Source organism: Enterobacter sp. UNJFSC 003, assembly GCF_036903355.1.
Classification (GTDB): Bacteria; Pseudomonadota; Gammaproteobacteria; order Enterobacterales; family Enterobacteriaceae; genus Enterobacter.
On record NZ_JBAKHK010000063.1, the window covers coordinates 1 to 359 of the forward strand.

Annotated in this window: 2 protein-coding genes; both read left to right on the plus strand. The window is 50.4% G+C overall.

Features of this window, described 5'->3' with window-relative positions; genetic code table 11:
- On the plus strand, positions 1 to 154 hold a 154-nt coding region (locus V5P19_RS23085; RefSeq protein WP_334407855.1), incomplete at its 5' end, for a hypothetical protein.
- A gap of 14 nt (positions 155 to 168) precedes the next feature.
- The coding region (locus V5P19_RS23090) for a type II secretion system protein GspL (RefSeq protein WP_334407854.1) at positions 169 to 359 on the plus strand (191 nt) is incomplete at its 3' end.

Sequence of the window (359 nt, forward strand, 5' to 3'; positions counted from 1 at the left end):
GGTGAAAGGGCATCTCTTTCCCTATAGCCGCTATTTTACGCTGAGTACGGAAAGTATCAGCGACGAACAATCCCAGGGATGGCAAAGCCATATTTTCTTCAACCGTAAACAGCAGAGCGCCCAAATCTATCGGCGTACGCTGCAACTCTACTAATCATAAGGATCGTGATGCCTGAATCGTTGATGGTCATACGTTCTTCCTCGACGCTGCGTAAGCATTGGGAATGGATGACGTTCTCCGCAGATAGCGTATCTTCGGTACATACGCTCACGGACGATCTTCCGCTGGAGTCGCTGGCCGATCAGCCCGGTGCCGGAAATGTTCATCTTTTGATCCCACCAGAGGGCCTTTTATATCG